We start from the raw sequence: 23,857 nt of genomic DNA on the forward strand, positions 1-23,857 counted from the left end.
CACGAGAGAACAGGCTAGCTTCCGGCCCCTCGCAAGGGGCCGGAAGCAGCCGAATCAGTCCGTTCCCGACTCGATCGCCGCGGCGTCGAGGAGTGCGTCGGCGTCCGAGACCTCACCGCGCGAGGCAATGGCCTCCGCGCCGCCGTCGGGCACCTCGCCGATCAGCTGCGTCGGCTCGACCTGGGCCGCGATGAGCGCCGACTGCCGCGTGCCGACCATGCCGAGGCCCGCGAAGAGCTCCAGCTTGGCGCGCGAGTCCGCGATGTCGAGGTTGCGCATGGTCAGCTGGCCGATGCGGTCGACCGGGCCGAACGCCGAGTCCTCGGTGCGCTCCATCGACAGCTTGTCCGGGTGGTAGCTGAACGCCGGGCCGGCCGTGTCGAGGATCGAGTAGTCGTCGCCCCGGCGCAGCCGCAGCGTGACCTGGCCGGTGACCGCGGAGCCGACCCACCGCTGCAGCGACTCGCGCATCATCAGCGCCTGCGGGTCGAGCCAGCGGCCCTCGTACAGCAGCCGGCCGAGCTTGCGGCCCTCGTTGTGGTACGCCGCGACGGTGTCCTCGTTGTGGATCGCGTTCACGAGGCGCTCGTAGGCGATGAAGAGCAACGCCATGCCGGGCGCCTCGTAGATGCCGCGGCTCTTGGCCTCGATGATGCGGTTCTCGATCTGGTCGGACATGCCGAGACCGTGGCGGCCGCCGATGGCGTTCGCCTCCAGCACCAGGTCGACGGCGTTGCCGAACTCCTTGCCGTTGATGGTGACCGGGCGGCCCTGGTCGAAGCCGATGGTCACGTCCTCGGTCGCGATCTCGACCGACGGGTCCCAGAACTTGACGCCCATGATCGGCTCGACGATCTCGATGCCCTCGTTGAGCAGTTCGAGCGACTTGGCCTCGTGCGTGGCGCCCCAGATGTTCGCGTCGGTCGAGTACGCCTTCTCGACGCTGGACCGGTAGGGCAGGTCACGCTCCAGCAGCCACTCGGACATCTCCTTGCGGCCACCGAGCTCGGTCACGAACGCCGCGTCGAGCCACGGCTTGTAGATCCGCAGCGACGGGTTCGCGAGCAGGCCGTAGCGGTAGAACCGCTCGATGTCGTTGCCCTTGTAGGTGGAGCCGTCGCCCCAGATCTGGACGTCGTCGTCGAACATGGCGCGCACGAGCATGGTGCCCGTGACCGCCCGCCCGAGCGGGGTCGTGTTGAAGTACGCGCGGCCACCGGAGCGGATGTGGAACGCGCCGCAAGCCAGCGCCGCGAGCCCCTCCTCGACGAGCGCGGCCCGGCAGTCGACGAGGCGCGCGATCTCGGCACCGTACGTGCCGGCGCGGCCGGGGACGGTCTCGATCTCGGGCTCGTCGTACTGACCGATGTCCGCGGTGTACGTGCAGGGCACAGCGCCCTTCTCACGCATCCACGCGACCGCGACCGACGTGTCGAGACCACCGGAGAAGGCGATGCCGACGCGTTCGCCGGCCGGAAGTGAAGTGAGCACCTTGGACACGTTGAGAATTATGCACGACAATGTATGAGCATGCACGTTCGGGGGTCTGTTACTTGTGCCTCAACCGTGTTTGCGCAGGTCGAGCCTAGATAGAGTCCAACTCGTCGGCCTTGTCCTGCATCCGCTCGATGCCGCCCTCGCGCTCGTCCGCGCGCATCGCCGTGATCGCCGCGAACAGGTGCGCGCCGATGTACGGATCCTGCTCCTTGCGCTCGTAGACCTCACCGAGCGTGGCGTTGTACATGGCGTGCGACATCGCGGCGAGCAACGCCCGTGCGCGAGGTGCGACGCCCGTGGGTGCGACGGCGTCGATGATCGGGGTGACGCGTTCCCAGACCTCGTCCGGCGGGCCGGGCGGGTAGAGCTGGTTGAGCGCGAGCAGGCCGTTCTCCAGCGCGCCCATCACCAGCCGGACCTCGTCGTCGTCCTCCGGCAGGATGCGCGCGACGCCTTCGGCATCCCGCTCGTGGTACGCGATGGCGAGCCGCAGGCCGATCGCCTGGCTGCGGTTCTTCTGCTCAGGCTCGGCGCACCACCACCGTTCCCGCGCGGTCCTGGGAAACATGGTTCGCAGTGTGACGACACTGGACCATTCCCGCCCGGCGTGCCGGCCGCGCCATCGTTGTTAATTTTCCGGTACGGCAAAGTTTTGGCCACGTATCTAGACGTGAACGCCGTTCATGTACCACCTTCTGCCTGGCAAGCCTCTCCGCTCCCCTGCTCCCCGGAATCGAGGCCCCTGTTGAGGAAGAAGCTCCTACCCGCGCTGGCCGGCGCACTCCTGATCACGGCGTTGTTCCCCGGAATCGCGCTCGCCGACCCGCCGCAGGCCATCCCGGCCAACTACGAGGAGGCCGACGGCAAGTGGCAACCGGCGTTCGACTACGACGGTGACGGCTGCTATCCGACCCCGGCGATCTCGCCGACCGGTCAGGTGGCGTCGGGCCTGAAGAACTCGGGCGCGCTGAACGGCCAGTGCCACGACAAGTCCGATCTGGACAACACGAACTCCTACAGCCGCAGCAAGTGCAACAACGGCTGGTGCGCCTACCTGTACGACCTGTACTTCGAGAAGGACCAGGCCGTGCCGGGCTGGGACTGCTGCGGTCACCGGCACGACATCGAGCACGTGATCGTGTGGGTGCAGAACGACGTGGCCCAGTACGTCTCGACGTCGGCGCACGGCAAGTACAGCACCTACTCGCGGGACAAGGTGGCCTGGGAAGGCACCCACGCGAAGATCATCTACCACAAGGACGGTGCCAGCACGCACTGCTTCCGCCTCGCGGGCTTCACCGAGCAGGCGGAGAACCACTACGGGGTCTACCAGTACCCCGACCTGGTCAGCTGGAACCGCTTCCCGGCCGGGGTGCGCGACGTCCTGGTGAACGCCAACTTCGGCAACGCCTCGCTGGCGATCAAGGACAGCGCGTTCAACCACAACCTGGGCATCGCGAAGCCGTCGGGGATCCCGTTCGACCCGAACGCGTGAGGCTCACTTAGCGACGCGATCGAGCCATTCGGTCAGGAGGGCCCGTTCCGCTGGAGACAGCATCAGGGGCGGGTCCTCCTCCAATGCGGCCCTCAGCGCGATCGCACGGCTCGGGATGTCCGTCGGCTCGTCCGGTGAGGCGTCCGTCGTGATCGCCCTGATCACCTGTTCCCGGGAGAACGTGATCAGCCCCAGATCGCGCTCGCGCTCCGGCGTCGCGATCAACGACAGCACCACGCCCATGCCCGCCGCGTGCACGAACTCCGCGGCCTGCTCGACCGGAACGGTCAACCGGCCCACCGCCGCGATCCGGCTGATGATCTCGCGGAGCATCGCGTCCGCCTCCAGCCGCGACTCGCGCTTGCGCGCCTCGCCGTACATCAGCAGGTAGAACGCGGGCTTCGCGAGGCCGAACCCGATGTGCATCTCCCACCCGCGACGCAGGTCGTCGACCGGGTTGTCGCTCGCACCCATCGCGTGCTTGGTCGCGAGGTAGTCGGAGAACCCGTAGGCCGCGACGGCGTCCAGCAGGCCGTCCTTGTCCCCGAACAACCGATACAGCGTCGGCGCCTGCACCCCCGCCGCCGACGCGACCGCGCGCGTGGAGACGGCTTCCTTGCCGCCCTCGATCAGCAGGTCGGCCGCAGCCTTCACCAGACGCGCTCTCGTGTCCATGTAACGACGATAACACATCAGAGGTAGCGCCGATTCGATACCGGTGATACGTTGATTGCGTTAGCGACGGAAACAGCAGCTGGGAGCACTGATATGACACGCGTTGCGATCGTCACCGGCGGTTCGAGGGGCATCGGGCGGGCAGCGGCCGAGCGTCTCGCCGCAGACGGCATGGCCGTCGTCATCGTCTACGCCGGCAACAAGACCGAGGCCGACAAGGCGGTCGAGGAGATCAAGTCGACCGGTGGCCAGGCCATCGCCGCGCAGGCCGACGTGGCCGACGAGATCGCGCTTTCAGCGGCCTTTGATCTTGCCGTTGAGACTTTCGGCGGCGTGGACGTCGTCGTGAACTCCGCAGGCATCATGCCGTTGGGCACGGTCGCGGACATGGACCTCGAAGTCTTCGACCGCATCATGCGCACCAACGCCCGTGGCACGTTCGTCGTGTCCCAGCAGGCAGCGCGTCGTCTCCGCAACGGCGGCGCGATCATCAACGTCTCGTCGTCGGTCGTGGGCCTGCGGTTCCCCCAGTACGGCGCCTACGCGATGTCGAAGGGCGGCGTCGAGGCGCTGACCCTGGTGCTGGCCCGCGAACTGCGCGGCCGCGACATCACCGTGAACACCGTCGCCCCCGGCCCCACCGCCACCGCCCTGTTCCTGGACGGCAAGGACGAGGCGACGATCGACACCCTCGCGAAGCAGGCGCCGCTGGAGCGCATCGGCTCCCCCGACGACATCGCCGAGGTCATCTCCTTCCTGGCGGGACCGGCCCGCTGGATCAACGGTCAGGTCGTTCGTGCGAACGGAGGCATCATCTGATGGGCAAGATCATCGTGGTCACCGGAGCGTCCAGCGGGTTCGGGGCGCTCGCTGTCCGTGCGCTGGCTCGCGCGGGCCACACCGTCTACGCGGGCATGCGGGAAACGTTGGGACGCAACGCACCCGCGGTCGCCGAGCTCGGTGCGTTCGGTGCGGAGAGCGGTCTCGACGTGCACGCCGTCGAGCTGGACGTGCAGTCGCAGGAGTCCGCCGACGCCGCGGTCGCGTCGATCATCTCCGAGCAGGGCCGCCTGGACGTGGTCGTGCACAACGCCGGCCACATGGTCACCGGCCCGGCCGAGGCCTTCACACCGGAGCAGTACGCGGCGCTGTACGACGTGAACGTCCTGGGCACCCAACGGGTCAACCGCGCCGCCCTGCCGCACCTGCGCGCGCAACGCTCCGGCCACGTCGTGTGGGTGGGTTCCTCGTCGACGCGCGGCGGCACTCCCCCGTACCTGGCGCCGTACTTCGCGGCCAAGGCGGCGATGGACGCGGTCGCCGTGTCGTACCGCGCCGAGCTGCTGCGGTTCGGCATCGAGACCACGATCGTCGTGCCGGGCGCGTTCACCCACGGCACCAACCACTTCGCGCACAGCGGCACCCCCGCCGACGGCGATGTCGCGTCCGCCTACGAGGAGTTCTACCCCGGCCTGATGGACCAGGTCGGCGCCCGCCTGGCAGAGCTGGAACCGTCGTGGGCCGACGTGAGCGCGGTCGCCGATGCCATCGTGTCGGTCGTGGGCGCGGAGAAGCCGCCGTTCCGGGTGCACGTCGATCCGTCCGACGACGGCGCCGAGGTCGTCAACAAGGTGGCGGACCGGGTCCGCGGCGAGTTCCTCCGCCGGGTGGAGCTGGCCGACCTGATCTGATCGTCAGGCTTGGCCGAGGAGCGCGGACACGGTGACGAACCGGTAGCCGCGCTCCTTGAGGTTGCCGATGATCGGCTTGAGCGCCCGCCTGGTCTGGTCGCGGCTCTGGTACATCGGGTGCAGCAGGATGATCGAGCCCGGCTTGGTGAGATTCAGTGCCTCCTGCTCGATCTGTTGTGCCGTGGGCGTTCCCGCCGAGTCCGGTTCGACGTCCCACATGATCGTCTTGCGGTCGTGCCGGCTCAGGTAGTGCGGCAGGGCGAAGAGCTTCTTGCCGTTGGGCGGGCGGAAGTGGATGGTGCCCTGGTAGCCGGTCTTCCTGATCTGCGCGTCGGTGTCCTCGACCTCCCTCGCCACCGTGCTCGGCAGCACGCCGACCATGCGCTGGTGGTTGTACGTGTGGTTGCCGATCTCGTGGCCGGCCTCCGCGATCTTCCTGCCGAGCTCGGGGTGGTTGTGCAGGTCGCGGCCCATCAGGAAGAACGTGGCCTTGACCTGCTCTTCGTTCAGCGTGTCGAGGACCTGCTGGGCGCCGGCCGGATCAGGGCCGTCGTCGAAGGTGAGCGCCACGACCTTCTCGGTCGTTTCGACGCGGTTCACCAGCTCACCGAAGAACTGGAACGTGCGGGAACTGCTGAGGTTCCAGAGGGTGGCCGCCACGGCGAGCACGACGACGAGGCCTGCGGCGGTGATGATCGTTGGCTTGCGGCGCAACCACTTCATGCGTCCACTATGGCCAACGCGCCCTTCCCGATGCGCAGCACCCCCGTCATCGAGCGGCGGATCACCATCGCCGAACAGCCCGAACACCGTGACGAAGCCGAGCGTCATCAGTGCGCTGGAGCCGAGCGAAGTCAACGCACAAAGGAGACAGGGGCTCTACGGGTGGTTGCGCGTGGCTCCATTCCTGGCCTTGCCAGGCGGGGTCCAGCGGGGTGTGCGCGATGTGGTTGGTTGTAGTTGGACAGCGTCTTCATGCCCACGCCGAGAATGATGTCGAGGACGTTCCGTCGCGTGTAGCCGGCCGCGAGGAACACGTCGATCTCCTCGTCGCCGACCCAGCCCCGGTCAGCCACGATCGACCGGGTGAGCCGCCGCACCGCTTCCAGTTCGTTGTCCGGCAACGGCTTTCCTGCTCGGAGCGCTTCGACGACGTCCTCGGCGACGCCGACGCGCAGAGCGATGGTGGAGTGCGCGGCCACGCAGTAGGCACCATGAGCCCGTAGCCGCGGCACGCACCGTCGTCGGTGGGCAGGTACGCCGCAAGCGCCGGGTGGCCGTTCGCCCGCGCTCAGCTGGGCGAAGAGGTGGATCATCGTGTCGTATCCGCGTTCGACCAGGTCGACGACGCCGCTGGGCGTGGCGGCGTCCAGTGCTCGCGGGTCGTGGATCAGCTCGCCGGTGACGATCTCACCGTCCCGCACGGTCAGCAGCTCGGCGGCGGTCATCAGCCCGTCGACCGGCGCCATCCGCCAGTCGATGATCGAACACACCGCATCGCCGTCGCGGAACTGTCGCCGCACGGAGAACTCGCGCACCCCGGCACCGGCCTGCTTCGCCATCGCGCGGAACCCTTCCGCGCTGTCGAAGCTCGCCACCGGGCCGCGGCGCGGCCGTTCCCCCTCACTGATCCCGCCGGCCGCCCGAACTCATCGCCCGCGTCCTGGAACCGCTTCGCCGTGGCCTTTCCGCTCAGGAACCGGACTACCGGTTCACGCTGGCCAACGAACGCACGTTCCTCTCCTGGATCCGCCGGACTCGCGCTGGGATGCATCGTCTTGGCGTTCTCGAACTTGAGTGGACCTACGGTCACTGTGCGTACACACGGCGCCAGCTAGGCAGGCTGCACGGGAGTGGCAGCCTGACGAGGCAGCCGGGTCACCCGCGTCGCCGAGGGCAAGCGCCAGCACAAGGTCAACATCGTGTGGGAGTGGCGTATCGCCGACGTCCGCGACGCCCTCCAGCGCCACTGCCCGCTGCAGCCCGTGTGCGAGTGGGTTGGCCTCGGCGGCCCGGCTAGAATGCTGGCCTGCTCGCGCAACACAACGCCGACCTCGAGTACTGGCTCGCCCTCTGCTTCAAATCCCGCGAGAGGTCCGACAATCATCGGCGGTGGCCGTAATGGTTACGTCACAACCTGGCGGGGATGAACCCGGCGAGCCAGAGCGTTCTGCAGAGTGAACACCGAGTAGAGGAGAACCACTGTGACGGAGAAGGCTGTTCTCGCGGGCGGCTGTTTCTGGGGCATGCAGGACCTGTTCCGCCGCCACCCCGGAGTCGTCTCCACCCGCGTCGGCTACACCGGCGACCCCAGCACGCCGAACGCCACCTACCGCCGCCACGGCAACCACGCCGAGGCCATCGAGATCGTGTTCGATCCCGCGCAGCTGAGCTACCGGCAGATCCTGGAGTTCTTCTTCCAGATCCACGACCCGTCGACCCGCAACCGCCAGGGCAACGACATCGGCGCCAGCTACCGTTCGGCGATCTTCTACGACACCGATGCGCAGAAGCAGGTGGCCGAGGCGACCATCGCCGACGTCGACGCCTCCGGCAGGTGGCCGGGCAAGGTCGTCACCGAGGTCACCCAGGCGTCGGACTTCTGGGAGGCCGAGCCGGAGCACCAGGACTACCTGGAGCGCTACCCGAACGGCTACACGTGCCACTACGTGAGGCCGGAATGGCAGCTCGGCGAGAAGTAGAGATCGTCGGCCTGCACGTCTCACCCGTGCACGCCTGCGAGGGCCGTCCGTCGGACGGCCCTCGTTCCGATCCTGAACCCGTTTCGCGCGACCACGTGGAGATCCGCGCCAAACGCGGCATCGTCGGCGACCGGTACTTCAACCACCCGGCGCACCGCAACGCCGCCGTCACGCTGATCGCCGCCGAGTCACTCGACCCGTGGCCCGTGGATCCCTTGGTGGCACGGCGGAACATCGTCGTGCGCGGGTTCGATGTGGACGCACTGCCGCGCGGCACCGTCTTCAGTCTCGACTCCGGCGACGGGCCGGTGCGGTTCGAGGTCCACCGGCCCGCGAACCCGTGCGCCTGGATGGACGCCGTGATCGCGCCGGGCGCGTTCAAAGCCTTGCGGGGCAAGGGTGGTGTCCGGACCGTGCCCCTCGACGACGGGGTGTTGCGCCTCGGGACAGCGGCGTTCGGCACAGTTGGCGGATGAAGTGGTTGCGCCGCAAGCCAACGATCATCGCCGCGATCAACCCCACCACCGCACGCACGCGCCGGCGTGGCCTCTGGTTCCGCTCACCATCGCGAACCTGACCGAGAACGAGCCGGAGGTGCAGGTGCTCTGCTCGGTGTTCACTCAGGAGAACGTTCGGTCTCGGCCGGTTCATCCCCGTCAGGCTCTGACGTGACCATTGCGGACTTCGCCTCGATGACCTCGCCCAGGTAACGCAGGACGACGGCCACCGCGGCGGCGACCGGCACGGAGAAGAACGCGCCCGCGATGCCGTACAGCGAGGTGCCCGCGGTCACCACCAGCAGTACGACCGCCGCGTGCAACCGCAAGCTGCGTGACTGCAGGATGGGCTGCAGCACGTTGCCCTCGACCTGCTGCACCACGATCACGATGACCAACATGATGATCGCCGTGGTCAGCCCGTTGCTGACCAACGCGACCAGCACCGCCAGCGCCCCGGCGATGAACGCACCGATGATCGGGATGAAACCGCCGAGGAACGTCAGCGCGGCCAGCGGCACCGCCAGCGGCACCCCGAGGATCACCAGGCCCAGCCCGATGAACACCGCGTCGATGAGCGACACGATCGCCTGGCTGCGGATGAAGCTGCCGAGCGTGACCCACACCCGCTCCAGCACCGTCGTGACGTGCCCGCCCGCACGCTCACCGATGAGCCCGCGCAGCCAAGGCGTGAACCGCATGCCGTCCTTGACGAAGAAGAAGGCGAGCAACAACGCCACCAGCCCCGTGACGACACCGGACGTCACCGCCCCGGCGCCGGTCAGCAACCCGTTGGCGATCGACCCGATGCTCGACTTGACCTGCTCGACCCCCTGAGCGATCAACCGGTCGAGGTCGGTGTCCTTGAGGTTGAACGGCGGCCCCGAGGCCCAGTTCTGCAACTGCTGGATGGCCTCCTGCGCGCTCTCCGCGATCTCCGGCACACCGGACGCGATCGACGTGGAGATCGCCGCGATCACCCCGCCCAGCACCGCCAGCCCGACGACCAGCACGATCGTCGCCGACAACGCCGAGTTGAACCCCTTGGACATCAACCACCGAGCCGGCGGCCACAGCACCGTCGTGATCAGCAACCCGAGCAGCACGGGCATCACGACCACCCAGAGCTGCCCGATCACCCAGAAGACCATCCAGAAGCCGAGCGCGGCCAACGCCGTCCGCAGACTCCAGCGCGCGAGCCAGCTCACGCCGTGCCCGATGGCCTCACCCTTGTCCGCCCACCTGCGTTCCCGTTCCACACCGCACAGTCTGTCGTGATCTAGCCCGATCGGGTGGCAGACCCGCCGTTTTCACGGCGCAGCGACTCCATGTAGGCGCGTACGTTCGCCTCCCACGGCAGTTCCGGATCGTTGGCGGGGTCGTAGGGCGGCAGGACCGGGATCTCGGCGCCCAACGCTTCGAGCAGTCGCCGCGCCTGGTCCAGATCGAACCGCCGGACGTACGGCTCACCGTCCGCCCACGCCCAGCGGTAGGCGGCCAGCGCGTGCTTCTCCGCCTGTTCGACGTCGCCGATCGCCAGCCACAGCTCGGCCAGCGCTTGATCGTGCGTAGTGCGCGCGGCCGCAAGTTCGTTCGCTGCCTGCACCGGCTCGGTCAGCCGTCCGAGGTGCAAGTTCGCCAGCGCCAGCCGCGCTTCCGCCATGCCGTCGTGCATGCCGATCTGGCGGGCCATGCTCACCGCCGTGGACAGCTCGGCGGCGGAGCGCTCCCAATCGCCGCGCCGCGCGAGCCACGTTCCACGGAGCCGATGCACCCCTCTGGTCACGTATCTGATGCGATGCCGGTGGGCGCCCGCTTCGACCTCGGCAAGCACATCCGCCGTCAGGTCGCCCTGCTGGTACCGGAACCAGGCGTGGTCCAGCATGGTCTCGGTCCACAGCCGCGCAACACCGCGGCCAGTCCGGCCCACGGCCAGCGATTCCCACATCTCCTCTGCTTCGTCGATCCTGCCCACCACCACGAGCCAGACGAACGCCCGCCGCCGGGCTCGGTAGATGTGCTGCCGACTCCCGATTCGGTCCGCCAGCTCGATGGTCATCCACGTGGCGCGCTCAGACGCCGCGATCAGGTTCAGCTGACGGAACACCCGCGCGACGTTCGACAGAAAGACGACTGCCCCGGTCAGATAGCCCGCTCTGATCGCCAACCGCAGCGCCATCTCGTACAACGCCAGCGCCTGATCGACGTCCCCGAGGCGCCTCAGCACTCCCGCCGCACTGTTCGCCAGCGTTGCGGCCGCCCGGTCCGGCAACCCCGCCGGCGGCGACGACCACCCCGCGCCGAAGAACGGCTGGATCAAGGACAACATCTCCGGAAAGGCCTCGAACCGGTACCTCAGCACGCTGTTGAGTCCGCCGACGTAGATGTCGGCGGCTTCCGGCAACCTGCCGATCCGCAGCAACGTGCCGACCACGGTCAGATCGTCGCGCAGTTCGTCCATGCTGGACACCGCGTCGTACCGAGTCGTCCGGCGCGCGGAGAAGTGGTCGACCACCCGGCCACCCAGCATCTCCCGATCTCGAGCGGTCAGTTCGTCCGCGACGACGGCACGAACCACCGGGTGCAGGTCGTAGCGCTTCGCCTGCCGGTCGTACTGGAGCAACCCCCTGCGCTCCAGGTCGGGCACGGCTGAGGTCACTCCGTCCTGACGCAGACTCAGCGCCTTCAGCGTCTCGTAGTCGACCGCGTCCGACAGCAACGCCATGGTGGACAACAACTGCGCGCTCGGCGTCGCCAGTGCACGGATCGCCTCGCGCAGGATGTGGTTGCGCTTCTGGACCAGATCGAGCCGCCCGACGTCCAGGCTCCCTCCGCCCTGAGGATCCCCCGCCCACCTGTCGAAGTCACCTCGCGCGGGCAGGTACTCGTTCACGAGACCCGCCACGATCCCGGTGACCAGCGGATGGCAGTCGCAGTGGCGCTGCAGGAACGACCGCATCGCCTCGGAGTCGCCCGTCACCTGGCAGTTGCGCAGCAGCGCCTCGGCGTCGGATGGCCGCAGCCCGGGCAGACGGTGGTGCAGCACACCGGGAATCGGCTGGCTGGACTGGTTGAGCAGCTGCCTCGGCACGAGCCGTGACGTGATCAGCACCCGCGACGACCCGACTCCGGCCAGCCGCCGCAACAGATCGTCGTCCTCCGGCCGGATCGCCGTGGTGGGATCGCGGTGCGCGATCTCGTCCGAGCCGCCGGCGTCCTCGTCCAGCACCTGGGCCGCGTCGAGCCGGTGATAGGCGACCAGAACGCGTTCCAGCCCGTCCAGCACCAGCAACCACGGTCTGGACTCCAGCTCACGCACGACCAGTTCGGTCAGCTCGGGCTGTTGCTTTCCGGCGAACGTCTGCAACGGATCACCGGTCATGTACGCCAGGGCATGCCGGCAGAAGTCGGACATGATCGCGCCCGCCTCGTAGAACGAGTACCAGAACCGGCCCGCCCAGTCGCCGCGCACGCCCAGCGCGTGCCGCTTCGTCCACTCCCACGTCAGGATGCTCTTGCCGGAACCACCGATCGCCTCGAACAACAGCACCGAATGCTGTCCGTCGGGATGGGCCCAGTCGTTCAACGTCGTCAGCTGGGCCTCGCGGCCGACGAAGTCGTGGGAGCCGAGGTAGCGCGGCTTGGCGTAGAGAGCCGGCGCGGCCGGGACGTGGTCCTCCCTCCCCACCGGTGGGGAGGGAACGGGTACGTCGAGCACACGGCGCAGTTCGGCCACCGACTGGATGGCGGCCGTGGTGAAGGAACCCAGGTCGTTGAACTCCGCGTAGACCCGGTGCACCTCGCCGCCCGCGAACTTGGCCTCCTCGCGGAACGCCTCCAGCTTCGCCCGCTTGCCGGCGTCGAACTCGAACCCGTCCTCGGTCAGCAGATGACCCGAACCCATGACGAACACCAGGATCGGTCGTCCCAGCCGTACCGCCTCGCGGAACTCCAGATGGGTCAGCGACAGGCCGTCCGGGTTCTCCGGGCACGAGGGAACCGAGCCGTAGCGGCGGCCGATGATCGCGATGTAGGCCGCGGCGTCGCGCACCTTCTGCAGGGACGACTCGACGACGGTGACCAGGCGGGCGGAGTCGGACTCCATCGCCACTGGGTGGAGTTGCTGGCCCTCGATGGCGTTCATCAGCGCCACCCGGTGTTCGCGCAGGTCGGCGAAGGTCGACGACACCATCACACCGGGGTATTGCCGTGGCGCGGACATGTGAAGATCTCGCGCCACGGCCCGAACCTGTTACGCCCCGAACGGGTCAGGCGTGCGAGTGGACGTACGCGCGGCCGAGCATGGGAGGCGGTTGTGCCTGCGGGTGCTGCGGGTCCGACGCTACGGGTGCATCTTGCGACTGCTCCGGCCACTGCTCCAGAACCAGATACCGGCCACGATCAGCGCCAGCACGCCCAACCCGATCAAGCCGTCGGACACACCGCCGGTGTCCTGTTGTTGTTGCTGCTGGGAGTTCTGCGTGACGACCTGTGGCGCACCACGGGGAGGAGTGGCGGGCGCGGCCGACGACGGCTGCGCGACCAGGGCCAGCGGGATCGCCTCGGTGTCGTTGAAGTTGACCATCCCGGTCGCCTCCAGCACCGTCATGTGGTCGAGCACGGTGTCCATGCACACCTTGGCGTAGTCACGGATCGCGGTGTTGCGCGTGCCCGTCCGCACGGTGGCGAGGAACTTGTAGACCACGCCGTGCGCCGCCCGGAGCCGATTGGCGAAGACGCGATCGAACTCAGGACTGCGAGCCGGCGCGGCCTGCATCTCGTTCAACCAGCCCTGCTGGGACTCGTTGGGCTGCGTGGGCAGCTGCACGTTCAGCGTGCGGGCGAGTTCGACGGTCCGCCGGTCCAGATCGGCGTGCCCCTCGATCAGGTGCCGGCCGGCCTCCTGCACCAGCGGGTTCGCCGACTTCTCGAGGCCCATCCGCCCGGCGGGGCCCTCCCACAACCCGGCGAGAGCCACCTTCTGCAACAGGTCGCGCCCGGCCGGCCCCATGGGCCCGAACCGGGTCTGGACGTAGTCGGGACCCAGGTCCTGTTGGGCGAACGCGGACGGGGCACCGAGCAACATGATCAGCAGGGAGACGAGGAGGATCCGCATGCCGAGAGGTACGGACAGACGGCAACACGCCGACCGTTGCACAGTGCAATGTTTATCGTTTCGTTATCTTGAGCGACGCCCTGTAGAACTAACGGGGTGAGCGATGTCGACGACCTGACCGACGCGGTCCTCACCGCGTCCCGCCTGCTGATCGCCGTGTCGGCACGCTCGCTCGCCGCCGTCGAGGAGACGCTCACGCTGCCGCAACTGCGCATGGTCGTGCTCCTCGACAGCCGCGGCCCGATGAAGCTCACCGCGCTCGCCGACCTCCTGGAGGTCAACCCGTCGACCGCGAAGCGCATGATCGACCGGCTGATCACGTCCGGCATGGTCGACCGCGAGCCGAACCCGGTCACGAAACGCGAGGTCGTCGTCGTGGTCACCGAGGAAGGCCGCCGCGTCGTGGGCCAGGTGATGGCCCGGCGCCGAGCCGAGATCAGCAGGATCGTGGCGCGGATGCCGGAACACCTGCGGCACGGCCTGGTCGAGGCGCTGACCGCGTTCACCGAGGCCGGTGGCGAACCCCGCTGGTCAGCCCGTGACGAGGCGCCGGAACGGATCCCGGCCCCTCCTACCGCGTAGCGCCCAGCGAGTTCACGATCAGATCTCGCCCGGGAACGGGTGCCGGACCGCGAACTCGGCCGCGGTCATTCCGAACAGCACCACGTCGTGATGGCGGCCGGCGAAGAACTCGTGGTCGCGCAGCCTGCCCTCCTCGGTGAAACCGAGCTTGCGGTGGAACGCGAGAGAGGGCTCGTTGAACGCCCACACGCTCGCCTCGCACTTGTGGAACCGCCGCTCGCCGAACATGAAGTTCAGCAGCAGCGGCACCGCGTCCGACCCGTAACCGCGTCCTTTGTGCTCGGGATTGATGCCGATGCCGTAGCCGAACCGCCCGGCCCGATGGTCCGTCAAGAACGTTCCCACCGTGCCGACGAGCGCACCGTCCTCGATCGACTCGATCGCCAGGTTGACCTGATCGTCTTCCACCGGCTTGACCGCGGCCTTCTGCGCGTACTCGCGGTGCCGGGCGGCCGACCACGGTGGATGGATCTTGTCCCCCCTTCGCATGTCGGCGGTGTTCTCCTCGCGCTTCGCCAGCGCTTCCCAGTCCTCCGGTTCGATGCCACGCAACCGGACGCGTTCTCCCACCCAGGCAGAGCTCATCGGGTGATCAAACGACCACCCGTTCGTGTCCGGCAACCGGATTACTACTATCAGCCCGGTGACCGCCTACGACGATCTTGAGCTCGACACGACGGTGCTGCCGGAACGCCAGCAGAGGATCCTGGTCGCCATCCGCGACTGGGTGGTCGAACACGGCTACTCCCCCAGCACGCGCGAGATCGGCGAGGCGGTCGGCCTGAAGTCGTCCTCCAGCGTGTCCAGGCACCTGTCCGCGTTGGAGGACAGGGGTTTCCTGAAGCGCGGCTCCTCGGTGACGCGGCCGATGGACGTGCGCGTCTTCCTCACCGGCGCCCCTTCGGCCGGCCAGGTGTCCGACGACTCGATCTCCGTGCCCGTCGTCGGTGACATCGCCGCCGGTACGCCGATCTCCGCTGTGGAGCACGTGGACGACGTGCTGAACCTGCCGCGCGGACTGGTCGGCCGTGGCAGCAACGTGTTCGCACTGCGCGTGCGCGGTGACTCGATGATCGAGGCCGCGATCTGCGACGGCGACATGGTCGTCGTGCGGCAGACGCACGAGGCCTACAACGGGCAGATCGTCGCCGCCATGATCGAGGAAGAGGCGACGGTCAAGGTCTACCAGCGTCGCAACGGCCACGTGTACCTGGAGCCGCGCAACCCCGACTACCCGGTGATCGACGGCGACAAGGCCGTGATCCTCGGCATCGTGGTCTCGGTTCTGCGCAGTGTGTGACCAAGGCACAGTTTCTAGCGAAGTGCCGCCGCGATCCGTTGCAGGAGAACCGGTTCGTCGGCCTTCGTGACCGGCAGCTCGGTCGGCGCGTTGTCCCAGTCGACGTGGTCCAGCCCGAGCACGGACTTCCGGTCGAAGTCGACTGCGCGGTCACCGAGCTCCGGCCGCAGCAGGTCGATGACGAGACCGGTGTCCACAGTGGTGTGCTGGGCGAGCAGGGCGGCGTCGTAGAGGTCCTTGGCCTGCGGGTAGCCGTCCGTCGCGAGCCACTGGAGCTTCCAGGCGAGGGACAGCTCCTGGTTCGCGGCGAGCAGGGTCGTGCCGGCGACCTCGACGGGTTCCGGCGCGATCGGCAGTTCCTCGTTGAACACCAGGTCGATCTGGACGGAACCGTCCGGCAGGCCCTCGACCTCGAACGGGACCACGATCCGCCGTCCTGGCACGCGCTCGTAGGTCCAGATGTGCTCGGTCTGGGCCCCGGCCGCCCACAGGCCAGGACCGGGATCCGCGGCCATGGCCTCGATGAGGTCGTCGATCAGCTGTTGCGCCTGCGGGCTCTCGAACGCGAGGTGGCGCGGCGTGACCACGAAGTCGAGGTCGCCGGGCTCCCGCGCGACGTCGCCGAACCACGCCCGCATCACGACGCTGCCGCGCAGCACCAGGTTCTCGCGCCAGCCTGACGTCCCGATCAGGTGCAGGACGTGCGCCATCGCCCTGCGGCGCGCGTCCAGCCACCGCGCGCCGTCGGCGGGGTCGCCGAACCTCGGGTCGCCGCCGCGGAAGGCGTGGTCGAACTGCTTCAGGGCCGGGTCGAACACCGCGCGTTGCGTGATGTCCTGTCCCGGTTTGATCTCCAGCGGGTGGAAGGTCGAGGGGAATCCCCGCACCCAGCGCGGCGCCTGGCGCAGCCGCTCGTCCTGGCTGCGGCTGGACTTGCCGTGGATCCAGCCGTTGTCGAGGTGCAGCGCGTCGTCGTCGACGACGAACTCCTCCTCGACCTCCAGCACCTCGAACTCTTCGAGGGCACCGAGCAAGGCCCGCAGCCTCGACTTGGCCGTCTCGCGTCCGACCCCGAAGCACCGCTGCGTGATGAACCGCTCCTGCGAGCCGTCGTCGTACTTCCGGCGGGCGTTGCGCGACACGTGCGCGTCGTGCCCGTCGACCGCCTTGAAGACGCGGGCGTGCCAGTCGTACCACGTCCCGGTCATCAGGACTTTGACGTGGTGCTCGAAGTACCGCGCGGGATCGGCCTCGTCGTCGGTCCGCGGCACGCCGTCGTTCCACGGCGCCGCCTCGATCTTCACCCGCAGCAGGTGCAGCTCGGCCTCGAACAGCCGCGCGCGCCAGCCCTCGGCCACCGCCCGGACGTCGTCGATGCTGCCGGTGCACCCGATCGTCAGCATCGGCTGCGACGGCACGTCACCGCGCTGCAGTTCGATGTGGCTGAACTTGAGCCCGTGGCGCTCGGCGAACTCCCCCAGTTCGTCGACCTGCCACTCCGACCCGGTCAGATGCAGCTCGAACTCGCCCGCGTACATGACCTCCCCCTCTGCGAAGGGGCTGACCCTAACCGAGCATCACCTGCAGCACACACAACAAATACAGCAGCACCGGCCCGCGGCCCAGCTGCAGGACCAGCCCGATCGGCACCGGCCCGAGCACCCCGAAGTCGATCGCGGCGACGCCGTAGTCGAGCGGCGGCCGCGTCGCGATCCGGTACACCACGGCGACGGCCCCGGCGGCGGACACCGCGCCGTTGAGCCAGGAGACGTGCGGCGTGAACGGCACGGTCGCCACGCACCACACCACGGCGCCCACGACCGGCACCACGAGATGCGCGAGCCGCAGGAACCCGTCCGGCACCCCCAGCATCCGGCGGATCGCCGCGGACCGGCACACGACCTTGAGCCCGGCAGCCAGGCGATCGGTGGCGACGAAAGCCGCGAGCAGGTGCACCGCCGGCACCCAGTCGACCTCACCACCGAGTGCCACCAGCGCGGGCAACGGCAGCAACCCCGCCCAGACGAGCAGCGCGTTCGGTGCTCGCCGGGCACGCAACACGTCCGTCCACACCAGCACGGTCAGCCGGGATCCGCGCAGCCGTGCCGAACGAACACGACCGAGCAGCCGCGCCCGGCGTTCCGCCAGGATCGCGCCCAGCAACGCCAGGTCGAGCCACGCCACCGACACCCGCACCACCGCGGCGAGCGAGGCTCCAGCAGCGAGGTCCGCACGGTTCAGCCGCCGCAACGACAACCCCGCGATCAGGGCGAGCACCACCGACACCGGCACCAGCCAGACCGCGTCGAACACGAGGAGCTCGCTCGGCTGCGGCAACAACGCGATCACCGCCACTCCGGCCAGCACGCTCAACCAGCCCTGCGGGCGCACCCGGCCGCGTTGCAGCACGACGGCACCCGCCACGACCCCCAGGCCGGCCATCGCGGCGCCCGCGAACACCAGCGGCCCCGGCTGCGCGGTCGACCCCACCACGCCGAACACGACGGCGGGCCACACCGCGCCCACGGCCGCGCCGAACCCGAGCAGGCCGAGGAAGCGGGGCATCAGCAAGGCGGTCCGGTCCACCGGCGAGCTCAGCACCCAGAACATCCGGTCGCGGCCCGCGAAGACCGGCCCGAACGCCAGCAACACCTTGAGCAGCACCACCGCCGCCAGCACGGACAGCCACAGCGCGGTCCAGTCGCTGGCGCCCTCGTGCCCGGTCTTCTGCAACCCCTTGAACGCGACGCCCCAGCCGACCGCGCCCACGATCGCCGCGCTGACCAGCCGCTCGTAGAGGCGGGCGACCCGGAACCGCCACGGTGGCGGCGGACGCCTCAACCTGCGGCGAACCTGGCCCGCGGTGGGCGTCACAGGAGCACCGAACGGTCGGCGACCGCCTCGACGAGATCCCGGTCGTGCGAGGCGAACACCACGGTCACCCCGGCCGCCTTCTCCGCCTTCAGCCGCTCACGCAGCCACGTGCGTCCCTGCGTGTCGAGCCGTTGTTCCGGCTCGTCCAGCACCAGCAGACCGCGGGGCCGCACGAAGCACGCGGCGAGGCCCAGCCGGTGCCGCTGCCCGCTCGACAACGTGGGCGGCAGCTGGTCGCGCACCTCGGACAGCCCCAGCTCGTCCAGCGCGTCGAGCACCTCACGTTCGGGCTCCGGCGTGCCGTGCAGCCAGGCGACCAGCCGCAGGTGCTCCACCACGGACACGTCCGGGAAGTAGTCCGCGTCGTCCAGCAGCGACGCGGTCAGCGCGCGGAACGACACGGAGGCCTCGTCGCGCACCACCCCGTCGACCAGCACCTCGCCCGTGTCCGGGGTCTCCGCGCCGACCAGGCACTTGAGCAGAGTGGACTTGCCGGAACCGTTGCGGCCCTCGATCGCCACGGCCTCTCCCGCGGCGACGGTGAAGCGGAGGCCTGCGAACACGGGGTCGTCGCCATAGCTCTTGCGGAGATCCCGCACCTCAAGCATGTGATCAGCCTAGTGGGAATAGTTCGGGAGCCGGTGCGTTAAAGTAGATGCAAACGCATAGATCTCAGCGACAGAAGGAGGCGGGTGCCGTGCAGTTCGGAGTGTTCTCGGTGAGCGACATCACCAGGGACCCGGTGAGCGGCGAGACCCCCAGCGAGGCCGAGCGCATCGACGCGATCGTGCAGATCGCCGAGAAGGCCGAGGAAGTGGGACTGGACGTGTTCGCGATCGGCGAGCACCACAACCCGCCGTTCTTCTCGTCCGCGCCCACCACGTTGCTCGCCCACATCGCGGCGAGGACCAAGAGGCTGATCGTCAGCACCGCGACGACGCTGATCACCACCAACGACCCGGTGCGCATCGCCGAGGAGTACGCGATGCTGCAGCACCTGTCGAAGGGTCGCATGGACCTGATGCTGGGCCGCGGCAACACCGCGCCGGTCTACCCGTGGTTCGGCGCGGACATCCGGCAGAGCCTGCCGATGGCGCTGGAGAACTACAACCTCCTGCACCGGTTGTGGCGCGAGGACGTGGTGGACTGGGAAGGCAAGTTCCGCACGCCTCTGCAGGGATTCACCAGCACCCCGCGGCCGCTGGACGACCTGCCGCCGTTCGTGTGGCACGGCTCGATCCGCACGCCGGAGATCGCCGAGCAGGCCGCCTTCTACGGGGACGGCTTCTTCGCGAACAACATCTTCTGGCCGAATGAGCACTACATGCGGCTGATCAAGTTCTACCGCCAGCGGTACGCGCACTACGGCCACGGCACGGAGAAGCAGGCCATCGTCGGTCTCGGCGGCCAGGCCTACATCGCCAAGCGGTCGCAGGACGCGATCAAGGAGTTCCGCCCGTACTTCAACGAGGCTCCCGTCTACGGCCACGGGCCGAAGATGGAGGACTTCATGGAGATGACGCCGCTGTCGGTCGGCAGCCCGCAGGAGGTCATCGACAAGACGCTGACCTTCCGCGAGCACTTCGGCGACTACCAGCGCCAGATGTTCCTGATGGACCACGCCGGCCTGCCGCTCAAGACCGTGCTCAACCAGCTCGACCTGCTGGGCGAGGAGGTGGTTCCGGTGCTGCGCAAGGAGATCGAGGCGCGCCAGGACCCGGAGACGGCCAAGCCGCCGACGCATGCGGTGCGACTGAAGGAGAAGTACGGCGACCAGCCGGCCCGTCAGCCCAGGCCGAACGCCAACCGGGGTGACAACGTCACGGGTGGCTCGCCGTACCAGGACTCTGAATGACTCGTGCCAACGAGGCGTGGGAGTCCCTGATGAGGGCCTACGCCGTGCTGATGAAGCAGTTCAACGCGGAGGACGTCTGGGGCGACCTGACGATGCGCGAGTACGACGTCCTCTACACGTTGTCCAAGTGCGACAGTCCACTTCGGATGAGTGAGCTGAACCGCCACGTGCTGCTGAGTCAGCCCGCCCTGTCCCGCATGGTCGACCGCCTGGTCGACCGCGGGCTGGTCGAACGCTGCCAGGACCCCGGTGACCGCCGGGGTGTGCGTCTCTCGCTCACCCCGGCCGGCCGCAGCACCCAGCGGGAGATCGGCCGCCCGCACGCCCGCAGCGTCACGCGCGCCCTGAGCGTGCTGACGCCGGAAGAACTCGCACAGCTCGCCGCAATCACCGCCAAACTCGCGGAGAACGAGGAGAAATGACCAGCCAGCCCCAGTCTTCGACACAGCTTCAGCTCGTCCTGGTGTCGGCCGGCACGAGCGACCCGTCGTCGACGCGCCTGCTCGCCGACCGCGTCTCCCAGCGCGTGGCGACGCTCGGGCTCCAGAAGGAGCTCACCGTGGGCATCAAGACGATCGAGCTGCGCGAGCTGGCGAGCGAGATCGCGAACGCGTTGGTGTCCAACCACATCGGCCCCAAGCTGCAGCAGGCGATCACAGCCCTGCAGCACGCCGACGGCATCGTCGCGAGCACGCCCGTCTACAAGGCGGGGGCGAGCGGGCTGTTCACGTCGTTCTTCCAGATCCTGGACAACGACCTGCTGATCGCGAAGCCCGTCGTGCTCGCCGCGACCGCAGGCACCGCCCGGCACGCGCTCGTGGTCGACGACCAGATGCGCGGCCTGTTCGCCTATCTGCGGACCGTCGTGGTGCCGACGTCGCTGTTCGCCGCGACCGAGGACTGGACGGACCCCGGGCTGAACAAGCGCATCGACCGCGCCGCCCTCGAACTGGTCGCGCTGATGGCCTCCGGGTTCGAGAAGACCGTGCGCGACGAGTCGTGGGGGCGCTACCAGCACGAGTTCGGCAGCGCGGGCGGCACCGAGCTGTCGATCGACCTCGACTCCGACCTGATGCGGCTGGCCGCGGGCGGTCAGGCGTAGGGCAGCAGCTTTCGTTCGGCGAAGGTCAGCCCGTAGAACAGCGCGACGCTCATGATCGCGAGCAGGGCCATCGCCGCGAAGGCCAGCGAGGTGTTCGCGCTGCCGCCGGACTGGGAGATCACGAACCCCAGTCCGGCGCTCGCGCCGACGAACTCGCCGATCACCGCCCCGATGACGGCCAGCGTGATCGACACCTTCAGCCCGACGAAGACCTGCGGCAGCGCGTGCCGCAGCCGCAGCTTGAAGAACTCGTGGTGGCGCGGGGCGTCCAGCGACCGGAACAGCTCGACCAGTTCGCCCGGCGTGGACTTCATGCCGGACGCGGTCGAGATGACGATCGGGAAGACGCACACCAGCACCACCATGAGCACCTTCGAGGAGATGCCGAACCCGAACCACACCACCACGATCGGCGCGATGGCGACCTTCGGCACGGCGTTGAGGGCGACCAGCAGCGGGTAGAACATCCGCTCCAGCACCGTCGAGCCGACGATCAGCAACGCGAGCGGCACCCCGATCAGGATGGCCAGCCCGAAGCCGGACACCGCCTCCCACAACGTGATCAGCGACTGTTCCAGCAGATATCCCGGCACCTCCAGGAACTCACCGGCCACGTCGGCGGGCGACGGGACCAGGAACGGCTCGATCCCGAACACGATCGTCGCGAGCCACCAGGCGCCGATGATCGCGAGCAGGCCCAGCACCGGCAGCACGACCTTCACGCCGTCACCTCCGCCAGCAGTCCGCGCAGTTCCCGGCTCACCTGGTCCAGCTCGACCTGCCCCAGCGCACGCGGTCGCGACAGGTCCACGTCCACGATCTTGTGAATCCGGCCGGGCCGCGGGCTGAGCACCACGATCCGGTCGGCGAGCAGCACCGCCTCGTCGATCGAGTGCGTCACGAACACCACCGTGCGCGGCAGCTCCAGCTGAACCCGTTGCAGCTCCTCGGAAAGCTCGGTCCGGGTGATCGCGTCCAGCGCGGAGAACGGTTCGTCCATCAGCATCACCCGCGGGCTCTGGATCAACGACCGGCACAGCGACACCCGTTGCCGCATGCCGCCGGACAGCTCGTGCGGCAGCCGTTTCTCGAACCCGCCGAGCCCGACGAGGTCGAGCAGCTCGTGCGCCCGGTCCCGGTAGTCGCGCCGGGTGAAGCCGAAGATCTCGATCGGCAGCAACACGTTCGACAGCACCGACCGCCACGGCAGCAACGCCGGCTGCTGGAACATGAACGACACGTCGCGGCGAGGCTTCACCACCCGCTCGCCCGCCACCAGGACCTGCCCTTCGGAGGGCTTGAGCAGACCGGCGATCAGGCGCAGCAACGTCGACTTGCCGCAGCCCGACCGCCCGATCACCGCGACGAACTCGTGCTCGCTCACCTCCAGATCGATGCCCGCCAACGCTTCCACGCTGCCGAAGGTGTGCGAGACGCCGCGCAGGGTGATCACTTCGGTGCCAGCCCGAACGAAGCCAGGTCGTCGGGACGCACCGAACCCGCGGGGATCCCGCCCGCGTCCACCAGCGTGCTGATGATCTTCTCGACCCGCGGCTGGGTCAGCTCGCCGATCGGGCCGCTGAACCCGTCCGGTTCCACATAAGGCCCCATCAGCCCGACCTCGGCGGTCGCCACTCCCGCGTCCTGGGTCGGCTGGTACTTCTTGAGGATCCGGCCGACCTCGTCCGGGTGCTCGATCGAGTACTGCAGGCCCTTGAGCAGCGCGTCCCGGAACCTGGTCACCAGATCGGCCTTGGTGGACGCGATCTCCTTCGACGTCACCAGCGCGTTGCCGTAGAGGTCCGGCACCAGGTCGCCGTACGGCAGCACGACCGCCTTCCTGCCCTTGGCCGCCGCCTCGATCAACGGCTTGCCGACCACGAACTGCCCGATCCCGTCGACCTGCCCGGCCGCCAGCAGCTGCGGCAGCGCGGGCGGGGCCGACGGCACGAACTGGACCTTCGCGGGGTCGATGCCGGCCGCCTTGGCGTAGACCGGGAACATCACCTGGTTCGTCGAACCCGGCTGGTCGCCGATCTTCTTGCCCACCAGGTCCGCGGGCTTCGAGATCCCACCGCCCTCCAGCGCGACGATCGCCGCGAGCGACTTCTGCTGGATCGCGGCGATGGTGGTGACCGGCAGCTTCTCCTTCGCGACCGTGATCGCGGTGGCGGTGAAGTCCGCGATGCCGAAGTCCGCGCGCCCGCCCGCGACCAGCTTGAGCACGTCGACACTGCCGGTGCCCGGCGTGATCGTGACGTCCAGCCCGGCCTGTTCGAAGAAACCCTGCTCCTGCGCCACATACGCGTACGCGTCCCGGCCGAACGTGTTGAACGACGTCAGATAGTTGACCTTGGTCCTGTTCACCGGCGGGCCTCCACCACACCCGGTGACCGCCAGCACGATCCCGACCAGGACAGCTGAAACCGCTTTCCGCATGATCCCTCCCCCGAAGGCGCCCTCATGGTCGA

General features: G+C 68.6%; 26 protein-coding genes. 11 read left to right on the forward strand and 15 right to left on the reverse strand.

All coding sequences use genetic code 11. The features are described 5' to 3' along the window. Window positions 1-54: 54 nt before the first annotated feature. Both argG and B0F77_RS46675 read right to left on the reverse strand, forming a co-directional pair. Window positions 55-1,500: an argininosuccinate synthase gene (argG, locus tag B0F77_RS46670; RefSeq protein ID WP_086669392.1), complete on the reverse strand. Its 1,446-nt coding sequence runs from the start codon at window positions 1,498-1,500 to the stop codon at window positions 55-57. An 85-nt stretch (window positions 1,501-1,585) separates the two neighbouring features. Then, window positions 1,586-2,065 (reverse strand): hypothetical protein, encoded by a 480-nt coding sequence (locus B0F77_RS46675; protein ID WP_086669393.1) that lies wholly within the window; start codon window positions 2,063-2,065, stop codon window positions 1,586-1,588. A 177-nt stretch (window positions 2,066-2,242) separates the two neighbouring features. Here B0F77_RS46675 and B0F77_RS46680 point away from each other — a divergent pair, with 177 nt between their 5' ends. Next, a complete protein-coding gene (locus B0F77_RS46680) occupies window positions 2,243-2,992 on the forward strand; it encodes an NPP1 family protein (RefSeq protein ID WP_425435854.1) in 750 nt (249 codons plus the stop codon). Between the two features lie 3 nt (window positions 2,993-2,995). Here B0F77_RS46680 and B0F77_RS46685 read toward each other — a convergent pair whose 3' ends face one another. Then, window positions 2,996-3,667 carry a TetR/AcrR family transcriptional regulator gene (locus B0F77_RS46685; protein WP_086669395.1) on the reverse strand — a complete coding sequence of 224 codons (672 nt, stop codon included), beginning with the start codon at window positions 3,665-3,667 and terminating at the stop codon, window positions 2,996-2,998. 93 nt (window positions 3,668-3,760) lie between these two features. Between B0F77_RS46685 and B0F77_RS46690 the strand changes: the two genes are divergently transcribed. Then, on the forward strand, window positions 3,761-4,486 hold the full coding sequence (locus tag B0F77_RS46690) for an SDR family oxidoreductase (RefSeq protein WP_086669396.1): 726 nt from the start codon (window positions 3,761-3,763) through the stop codon (window positions 4,484-4,486). Further along, window positions 4,486-5,358 (forward strand): SDR family NAD(P)-dependent oxidoreductase, encoded by an 873-nt coding sequence (locus B0F77_RS46695; protein ID WP_086669397.1) that lies wholly within the window; start codon window positions 4,486-4,488, stop codon window positions 5,356-5,358. The genes B0F77_RS46690 and B0F77_RS46695 overlap by 1 nt, the downstream gene beginning before the upstream one ends. 3 nt (window positions 5,359-5,361) lie before the next feature. Here B0F77_RS46695 and B0F77_RS46700 read toward each other — a convergent pair whose 3' ends face one another. Both B0F77_RS46700 and B0F77_RS46705 read right to left on the reverse strand, forming a co-directional pair. Further along, complete coding sequence (locus tag B0F77_RS46700; RefSeq protein WP_086669398.1) at window positions 5,362-6,081, reverse strand: polysaccharide deacetylase family protein; 720 nt, start codon at window positions 6,079-6,081, stop codon at window positions 5,362-5,364. A gap of 131 nt (window positions 6,082-6,212) precedes the next feature. Further along, complete coding sequence (locus B0F77_RS46705; protein WP_086669399.1) at window positions 6,213-6,956, reverse strand: carboxymuconolactone decarboxylase family protein; 744 nt, start codon at window positions 6,954-6,956, stop codon at window positions 6,213-6,215. A 65-nt stretch (window positions 6,957-7,021) separates the two neighbouring features. On the opposite strand from B0F77_RS46705, the gene B0F77_RS50800 reads away from it, so the two are divergent. The 3 genes from B0F77_RS50800 (at window position 7,022) to B0F77_RS46715 (ending at window position 8,536) form a co-directional block, all read left to right on the forward strand. Beyond that, window positions 7,022-7,378, forward strand: coding sequence for a DUF202 domain-containing protein (locus B0F77_RS50800; RefSeq protein WP_342746923.1), 357 nt, complete (start codon window positions 7,022-7,024; stop codon window positions 7,376-7,378). A 184-nt stretch (window positions 7,379-7,562) separates the two neighbouring features. Continuing rightward, complete coding sequence (gene msrA / locus B0F77_RS46710; protein ID WP_086669400.1) at window positions 7,563-8,060, forward strand: peptide-methionine (S)-S-oxide reductase MsrA; 498 nt, start codon at window positions 7,563-7,565, stop codon at window positions 8,058-8,060. Next, window positions 8,039-8,536: an MOSC domain-containing protein gene (locus tag B0F77_RS46715; protein ID WP_086669401.1), complete on the forward strand. Its 498-nt coding sequence runs from the start codon at window positions 8,039-8,041 to the stop codon at window positions 8,534-8,536. Before msrA ends, B0F77_RS46715 begins: the two co-directional genes overlap by 22 nt. A gap of 140 nt (window positions 8,537-8,676) precedes the next feature. On the opposite strand, the gene B0F77_RS46720 is transcribed toward B0F77_RS46715, so the two are convergent. The 3 genes from B0F77_RS46720 to B0F77_RS46730 all read right to left on the reverse strand — a co-directional run bounded on the left by B0F77_RS46720 (window position 8,677) and on the right by B0F77_RS46730 (window position 13,673). After that, window positions 8,677-9,816: an AI-2E family transporter gene (locus B0F77_RS46720; protein ID WP_086669402.1), complete on the reverse strand. Its 1,140-nt coding sequence runs from the start codon at window positions 9,814-9,816 to the stop codon at window positions 8,677-8,679. A gap of 20 nt (window positions 9,817-9,836) precedes the next feature. Further along, window positions 9,837-12,797, reverse strand: coding sequence for a DUF4062 domain-containing protein (locus B0F77_RS46725; protein ID WP_143467330.1), 2,961 nt, complete (start codon window positions 12,795-12,797; stop codon window positions 9,837-9,839). A gap of 102 nt (window positions 12,798-12,899) precedes the next feature. Then, window positions 12,900-13,673, reverse strand: a complete 774-nt coding sequence (locus tag B0F77_RS46730; protein ID WP_086669404.1) for a DUF4142 domain-containing protein — start codon at window positions 13,671-13,673, stop codon at window positions 12,900-12,902. A gap of 96 nt (window positions 13,674-13,769) precedes the next feature. Between B0F77_RS46730 and B0F77_RS46735 the strand changes: the two genes are divergently transcribed. Continuing rightward, window positions 13,770-14,255 (forward strand): MarR family winged helix-turn-helix transcriptional regulator, encoded by a 486-nt coding sequence (locus tag B0F77_RS46735; protein WP_086669405.1) that lies wholly within the window; start codon window positions 13,770-13,772, stop codon window positions 14,253-14,255. 18 nt (window positions 14,256-14,273) lie between these two features. Here B0F77_RS46735 and B0F77_RS46740 read toward each other — a convergent pair whose 3' ends face one another. Continuing rightward, window positions 14,274-14,840, reverse strand: coding sequence for a GNAT family N-acetyltransferase (locus B0F77_RS46740; protein WP_086669406.1), 567 nt, complete (start codon window positions 14,838-14,840; stop codon window positions 14,274-14,276). Window positions 14,841-14,898: 58 nt separating this feature from the next. Here B0F77_RS46740 and lexA point away from each other — a divergent pair, with 58 nt between their 5' ends. Next, complete coding sequence (gene lexA / locus B0F77_RS46745) at window positions 14,899-15,555, forward strand: transcriptional repressor LexA (RefSeq protein ID WP_086669407.1); 657 nt, start codon at window positions 14,899-14,901, stop codon at window positions 15,553-15,555. Between the two features lie 14 nt (window positions 15,556-15,569). On the opposite strand, the gene B0F77_RS46750 is transcribed toward lexA, so the two are convergent. The 3 genes from B0F77_RS46750 to B0F77_RS46760 are packed head-to-tail and all read right to left on the reverse strand — an operon-like array spanning window position 15,570 to window position 19,037. Continuing rightward, window positions 15,570-17,093 (reverse strand): nucleotidyl transferase AbiEii/AbiGii toxin family protein, encoded by a 1,524-nt coding sequence (locus B0F77_RS46750; protein WP_086669408.1) that lies wholly within the window; start codon window positions 17,091-17,093, stop codon window positions 15,570-15,572. A gap of 28 nt (window positions 17,094-17,121) precedes the next feature. Beyond that, window positions 17,122-18,429 carry a DUF6297 family protein gene (locus tag B0F77_RS46755; protein WP_086669409.1) on the reverse strand — a complete coding sequence of 436 codons (1,308 nt, stop codon included), beginning with the start codon at window positions 18,427-18,429 and terminating at the stop codon, window positions 17,122-17,124. Beyond that, window positions 18,426-19,037 carry an ABC transporter ATP-binding protein gene (locus B0F77_RS46760; protein ID WP_086669410.1) on the reverse strand — a complete coding sequence of 204 codons (612 nt, stop codon included), beginning with the start codon at window positions 19,035-19,037 and terminating at the stop codon, window positions 18,426-18,428. Before B0F77_RS46760 ends, B0F77_RS46755 begins: the two co-directional genes overlap by 4 nt. An 89-nt stretch (window positions 19,038-19,126) precedes the next feature. Between B0F77_RS46760 and B0F77_RS46765 the strand changes: the two genes are divergently transcribed. The 3 genes from B0F77_RS46765 to B0F77_RS46775 are packed head-to-tail and all read left to right on the forward strand — an operon-like array spanning window position 19,127 to window position 21,386. Further along, window positions 19,127-20,284, forward strand: coding sequence for an LLM class flavin-dependent oxidoreductase (locus B0F77_RS46765; RefSeq protein WP_086669411.1), 1,158 nt, complete (start codon window positions 19,127-19,129; stop codon window positions 20,282-20,284). After that, on the forward strand, window positions 20,281-20,706 hold the full coding sequence (locus B0F77_RS46770; protein WP_086669412.1) for a MarR family winged helix-turn-helix transcriptional regulator: 426 nt from the start codon (window positions 20,281-20,283) through the stop codon (window positions 20,704-20,706). The genes B0F77_RS46765 and B0F77_RS46770 overlap by 4 nt, the downstream gene beginning before the upstream one ends. After that, window positions 20,703-21,386: a CE1759 family FMN reductase gene (locus B0F77_RS46775; protein WP_086669413.1), complete on the forward strand. Its 684-nt coding sequence runs from the start codon at window positions 20,703-20,705 to the stop codon at window positions 21,384-21,386. The genes B0F77_RS46770 and B0F77_RS46775 overlap by 4 nt, the downstream gene beginning before the upstream one ends. Here B0F77_RS46775 and B0F77_RS46780 read toward each other — a convergent pair. From B0F77_RS46780 to B0F77_RS46790, 3 genes are read right to left on the reverse strand one after another with little or no spacing between them, the layout of a single operon-like run. Further along, on the reverse strand, window positions 21,377-22,108 hold the full coding sequence (locus B0F77_RS46780) for an ABC transporter permease (protein ID WP_086669414.1): 732 nt from the start codon (window positions 22,106-22,108) through the stop codon (window positions 21,377-21,379). The two genes, B0F77_RS46775 and B0F77_RS46780, sit on opposite strands and share 10 nt — an antisense overlap. After that, window positions 22,105-22,839 (reverse strand): ABC transporter ATP-binding protein, encoded by a 735-nt coding sequence (locus B0F77_RS46785; RefSeq protein ID WP_086669415.1) that lies wholly within the window; start codon window positions 22,837-22,839, stop codon window positions 22,105-22,107. Before B0F77_RS46785 ends, B0F77_RS46780 begins: the two co-directional genes overlap by 4 nt. Next, window positions 22,836-23,825 carry an ABC transporter substrate-binding protein gene (locus tag B0F77_RS46790; RefSeq protein ID WP_086669416.1) on the reverse strand — a complete coding sequence of 330 codons (990 nt, stop codon included), beginning with the start codon at window positions 23,823-23,825 and terminating at the stop codon, window positions 22,836-22,838. Before B0F77_RS46790 ends, B0F77_RS46785 begins: the two co-directional genes overlap by 4 nt. Window positions 23,826-23,857 lie beyond the last annotated feature (32 nt).

It is taken from the genome of Lentzea kentuckyensis, from assembly GCF_002150765.1.
In the GTDB taxonomy this organism is placed as follows: Bacteria; Actinomycetota; Actinomycetes; order Mycobacteriales; family Pseudonocardiaceae; genus Lentzea; species Lentzea kentuckyensis.